Here is a 5,202-nt window from a genome sequence, read left to right as displayed (position 1 = left end):
AAAATGATGGCGATGTCCATAGATGCAATCAGGAGTTCCGATAACATTGTTCACTTCAGTTTCTGTCATACCGAGCTTAACTGGGCCGATTGAGTTTCCTAGTTGAATTTCGAAAATTTCCATTTTTATCCTAAAAACACATAACGCCCTGCTAAGGGGTGAGCAACGCAATACCGAAGTTGCCGCAAACCACCTTAATCACTAAATTCAACGCATAGTGAAAATGCCACGCGTTGCGAATCCCTCTTGAGCAGTTTGTTAGTCGCGAGGCACCGAGCGACAATTTTAAGCCAAACTAAACTTTGCGAACAACAAACTTTATATGCTTTGATGCATTTAAGTCAGGCGTAGTCTCGAAGCGGCTACTCAATGAAACCACTTGGAGCAAACAACGCCGCAGAAAATGGACTGACAACACCAAAAAGCGCTTTTGGAAAGCCAATCTCACAGTGCGGACTTTCAACAAAGTCACTGAAACCACGTGGAACTTACAACACCAGAGAAAACGTCCTTTCAGCAAGTAAATAAGCTTTTAAACCAACAAACTCACCGAGCAGATTTGCAACCAAAAACAGATTTTCGATTGCCCAGCCCTATCACCACCAAAGAACGAAACAACCGCTTAGAAAATAGCAATGCATTGACTTAGAACCGATGAAACTGAGCTTTGACCGTCGAAGATAGAACTATGAATCAAACAACCAGTAGCCAAGTTTTGAGCTTAGAAACATGATTTTGACTGCTAGCTTTTTCTGGCGACTAACGCCCTGTTAAGGTGTGAGCAACGCAATACCAAAGCCGCCGCATACCACCTTAAACACTAAAACCAACGCATAGCAAAAATGCCACGCGTTGCGAATCACTCTTAAACAGTTTGTTAGTCGCGAGGCACCGAGCGACAATTTTAAGCCAAACTAAACTCTGCGAACAACAAACTTTATGTGATTTGATGCACTTAAGTCAGGCGTAGTCTCAAAGCGGCTACTCAATGAAACCACTTGGAACAAACAACGCCGCAGAAAACGAACTGACAACACCAAAAGGCGCTTTTGGAAAGCTAATATCACAGTGCGGAATTTCAACGAAGTCACTGAAACCACGTGGAACTTACAACACCAGAGAAAACGTCATTTCAGCGAGTAAATCGGCTTTTGTACCGGCAAACTCACCGAGCGGAGTTGCAACCAAAAACAGACTCTCGATTGCCCTACTCTGTAAGCACCAAAGAACAAAACAACCGCTAGGACAGGTACAAAACTTTGGACTTAAAACAGCTAGAACTAAGCTCTGATGATCTACGATTAATCGGTGTACCAAGCAAACAGCTACTAAATTTTAAGCTCAGAAACATAATTTTGATTGCTAGCTTTTTCTGGCGACTAACGCCCTGTTAAGGGGTGAGCAACGCAATACCGAAGCCGCCGCATACCACCTTAATCACTTAAACCAACGCATAGTAAAAATGCCACGCGTTGCGAATCCCTCTTGAACAGTTTGTTAAACGCACATATCACGCGCTTAATTAAATATTGCTCCACGACCTTCTTGAACTGATAGTTCACCGTACTCTATAGTTTGGTTTACTTTTTTGTAAGGCAAATACACGACAATAGAATAGCCAGAATTATGATCAAGATTAACGGCTATTGCATCTGAAGCCTTACCTGAAGGAAGCATAATACGAACATCGTAAACTACCGCGGTAGTGCTATATTGTCGATTTGCAGCTGCTTTAAGAAAGGCAGAATTGAGCAAATCAATGATCTCGGATGAAGGTGGGTATTCGCTTCCTTCGAAGACCGATACATCAACAACTTCTCCAGTTAAAGTCATCGCTGCACCATATGGATAAAACTCTCCATACTCAGCTAACATTTTTTCCGCAAAAGGCAGCACCGAGTCAAATAAGTGTTGGGTGTCTTCTTTCCCTTTACCCAAATTGCCTCCAATACAAAATGAACTAAAACATAACAGCAAAGCTATCAAACTCAATTTCACCTGAATAGCCTCCATATGTCGTTTAACGCCCTGTTAAGGTGTGAGCAACGCAATACCGAAGCTCCCGCATACCACCTTAAACACTAAACGCAACGCATAGTAAAAATGCCACGCGTTGCGAATCACTCTTAAACAGTTTGTTATGTGCGTATTCAAACCAAGTCAGTACCAACTTATTAGATAGTTTGTACGCTCCTTAGTCATTTCAATTTCACACTCCATGCGTGCTTCGTTTCGCTGACTCCCCCCACTCTGGAGTACGTAAAATGCATCACAATTGGACTTTTTGAACTGTAGCCAGATCCGCTGACTACTAAGCAAGCTCTGCTTAAGTTCAGCAGAATCCACAAGAGTTCTATCAGACAGTTCTCCTGAATTGATCTGATTCATTATGTTTTTATAAACATCATTCAACTCTTTATCAGCCAACTCAAAGTTCGCCTGAAGCTCGCATAAAGAGCCAAACAATTGACAATCTTCGACGTTACTCTCCGCAGAAAGTGAGAACGATGAGCAACAAAGAATCAAAACCAAAAATTTACGCACTTTACTAACTCCTACTCATTAGCACATAACGCCAAATTAAGGTGTGAACAACGCTAACACCTGACCTAAAACATTGTGCCATAAACACAAAACCAGACTGAAGTGAGAGTGCCGAGCGTTGTGAATCACTCTTAAATTTATTGTTAGTTTGCAGACCCAAAGGGTTGATTTTACGTTATTTTAAACTTTGCAAACAACAAGCAATATGTACTTTGATGCACTTAAGTCAGGCGTAGTCTCAAAGCGGCTAGTCAATGAAACCACTTGAAACAAACAACGCCGCAGAAAGCGAACGCACAACACCAGAAACTGCGTTTGGAAAGACAATCTCACAATGCGGACTTTCAACAAATTCACTGAAACCACGTGAACTTACCACACCAGAGAAAACGTCCTCGCAGCGAGTAAATCTGCTTTTGTACCAATAAACTCACAGAGCAGAGTTTCAGCAAAAAAGTACGACTCAATTAACCCAAAAGTCGCCGCACCAAAGAACAAACCAACCGTTGAAACGATGCCAATTTTTGGATTTTTACCACGTTAATTAACACTGAAATTGAACGCCAATACGACAATTTCAACTTTGAGCTTTTACCACTAGATATTGCGATATAGCTGCGATTTTCCTCTTGCAAACTAACGCCCTGTTAAGGGGTGAGCAACGCAATACCGATGCCGCCGCATACCACCTGAAACACTAAAACCAACGCATAGTGAAAATGCCACGCGTTGCGAATCCCTCTTGAACAGTTTGTTAGAGCGCAACTCAAAGGTTGAACAGAACTTTCAAAAGAGAATTTACCAAGGAAGAGATCCCTAGAAAGAGAACTACTGGCAAGCCTATCGCTATTATCAGTTTAAACTCGACAAATTGACCTACAACGGCATCGCCATACCTGCCACCCAGAAACTTTCTCGATTCGTCACCTACTGTCGATTTGACTTCATCTGTAACTGTCTTGCGATCTTTACCGATGAATTCTTTAAACAACATAAAGCCGAAAGGAGCGATAATAATGCCGGCGATAAGATATGAAATGTATTCAATTATGTCCGTCATATTCATTATTTTTTCTCCTGCGCTCTAACGCCAAATTAAGGTGTGAACAACGCTACCACCTTACATAAAGCATTGTGCCATAAACACTAAACTGACTTGAAGTGAGAGCGCCGAGCGTTGTGAATCACTCTTAAATTTATTGTTATGTTTAAAGCCAAACGAGTCCGCTATACGGCTTAGTTCTTAGGGATTCTAACCTGCTTTTAAGGGAACCTGAGTGTATCTCTAGTTTATGGCCATCTGGGTCTAAGATATAAAGTGATTGTCCTTCACTCTTATTCTGCTTCCAAACTTCCACACCCGATGAAACTACACGCTTCGCAAAGGCTTCAAACTCTTTTGGTTCGATATCAAAAGCCACGTGGGTATAGTCGTTTTTGGGGCAAGGGTCATCGTGAGAAAGGCAAAACCAGAGTTCACCTACTGATAAGTAAGCCCCATTGTCCCACTTAACATGAGCAGTGAACCCCAACGTCTCTCGATAAAACTTAAGAGAGCGTTCTAAATCACTAACTGCAATGGTTATATGATTGAGCCCTAAAATCACCACTTTCTCCCGTAAACATAACGCCAAATTAAGTAGTGAGTAACGCTACCACCCACCTAAACCATTGTGCCGTAAACACCGAAACTGATTCAAAGCAAAAATGCCGAGCGTTACGAATCTGCTTAAATTTATTGTTATGGCGCTGAACTCGACGTTAGTTCTTGTATGTCAATTAGATCGACTTCCCTACCCAAAATACGCTTGTACTCGATTAAGTGATGAACAGGGATTACTGGCAATATGATGCCTTGATAGGCTTTTTCAACTGACGCTGAATAATCAATTTCAAGCTGATGCCAAGAACCGTCTAAAGCCGATTGTATCTTTGTATTTTGAGATAACCCGATTTCAATTTTTTGATTTTGGTAAACCAACTGGAAATACTCTAGATCCCACCCGTATTCAGTATAACGAGTTAACGGTTTAGATATGAATTGAGATACGTGAACCAAGAGCTTATTTGCATCAGAGTTATGGATATAAAGGTCTATGTCTGCAATTTCACGACTGCCACCATGAATAGTCGCCGCTAATCCACCGACAATTTGATACTCAATGCTTTCTGCATCCAAAAGTCCTTTCAGCCACTTCAAGGCTACTTTCACTTTCTCACTCATCTAGTTCCCTCAGCTAAATTTTGCCCTGCGCCATAACGCCAAATTAAGTAGTGAGCAACGCTGCCACCTACCTAAAGCATTGTGCCGTAAACACTAAAGCTGATTCAAACCAAAAGTGCCAAGCGTTGCGAATCTGCTTGAATTTATTGTTAGGTTTTTGCGCTGAACTCCATGAGATAGTAGTCACCCAAGCTGTCAGCGCCCTTTTGGACCTTCATGAAACCATTGGATTCATAGAAACCAATCGCTCTTTCGTTTTCCGACATACACTTTAGGCTCAAACCGCTATATAATGACTTAGCCTTTTCTAATAACTGAGTACCTATATTTTTCCCTTGGTGGTTATTCGAAATATATAAGTGATGTATAAAATTTTCTGGTTCCCAGATTGAAATAAACCCTAATACCTCACTACCAGCAACAGCGACCAAAAC

General features: G+C 41.5%; 7 protein-coding genes. 1 reads left to right on the top strand and 6 read right to left on the bottom strand.

Going from position 1 to position 5,202, the window contains the following annotated elements; translation table 11 throughout:
• The first annotated feature begins 988 nt into the window (after positions 1-988).
• Positions 989-1,291, top strand: a complete 303-nt coding sequence (locus tag ELS82_RS27085) for a hypothetical protein (RefSeq protein ID WP_134837555.1) — start codon at positions 989-991, stop codon at positions 1,289-1,291.
• A gap of 227 nt (positions 1,292-1,518) precedes the next feature.
• On the opposite strand, the gene ELS82_RS23235 is transcribed toward ELS82_RS27085, so the two are convergent.
• From ELS82_RS23235 to ELS82_RS23200, 6 genes are all read right to left on the bottom strand, one after another.
• On the bottom strand, positions 1,519-2,013 hold the full coding sequence (locus ELS82_RS23235; RefSeq protein ID WP_134837554.1) for a hypothetical protein: 495 nt from the start codon (positions 2,011-2,013) through the stop codon (positions 1,519-1,521).
• 147 nt (positions 2,014-2,160) lie between these two features.
• On the bottom strand, positions 2,161-2,544 hold the full coding sequence (locus tag ELS82_RS23225) for a lysozyme inhibitor LprI family protein (RefSeq protein ID WP_052437390.1): 384 nt from the start codon (positions 2,542-2,544) through the stop codon (positions 2,161-2,163).
• 766 nt (positions 2,545-3,310) lie between these two features.
• On the bottom strand, positions 3,311-3,610 hold the full coding sequence (locus tag ELS82_RS23215; RefSeq protein WP_038892926.1) for a hypothetical protein: 300 nt from the start codon (positions 3,608-3,610) through the stop codon (positions 3,311-3,313).
• Between the two features lie 142 nt (positions 3,611-3,752).
• Positions 3,753-4,151 (bottom strand): FosG/FosC2-related fosfomycin resistance glutathione transferase, encoded by a 399-nt coding sequence (fos, locus tag ELS82_RS23210; RefSeq protein WP_130546177.1) that lies wholly within the window; start codon positions 4,149-4,151, stop codon positions 3,753-3,755.
• A 134-nt stretch (positions 4,152-4,285) separates the two neighbouring features.
• A complete protein-coding gene (locus ELS82_RS23205) occupies positions 4,286-4,768 on the bottom strand; it encodes a MazG-related protein (RefSeq protein ID WP_134837552.1) in 483 nt (160 codons plus the stop codon).
• Positions 4,769-4,917: 149 nt separating this feature from the next.
• Positions 4,918-5,202: GNAT family N-acetyltransferase (locus tag ELS82_RS23200; RefSeq protein ID WP_134837551.1), on the bottom strand; the 285-nt coding region annotated here is incomplete at its 5' end.

This window comes from Vibrio ouci, from assembly GCF_004551525.1.
Classification (GTDB): Bacteria; Pseudomonadota; Gammaproteobacteria; order Enterobacterales; family Vibrionaceae; genus Vibrio; species Vibrio ouci.
The sequence above is the reverse complement of the archived record's forward strand: the minus strand, read 5'-3'. Positions and strand labels throughout refer to the sequence as shown.

What these genes read in the sequence shown, in the direction of transcription:
- ELS82_RS27085 (WP_134837555.1), top strand. Translation starts at nt 989, where the DNA reads ATGAAACCACTTGGAACAAACAACGCCGCAGAAAACGAACTGACAACA.
- ELS82_RS23235 (WP_134837554.1), bottom strand. Translation starts at nt 2,013, where the DNA reads ATGGAGGCTATTCAGGTGAAATTGAGTTTGATAGCTTTGCTGTTATGT.
- ELS82_RS23215 (WP_038892926.1), bottom strand. Translation starts at nt 3,610, where the DNA reads ATGAATATGACGGACATAATTGAATACATTTCATATCTTATCGCCGGC.
- ELS82_RS23205 (WP_134837552.1), bottom strand. Translation starts at nt 4,768, where the DNA reads ATGAGTGAGAAAGTGAAAGTAGCCTTGAAGTGGCTGAAAGGACTTTTG.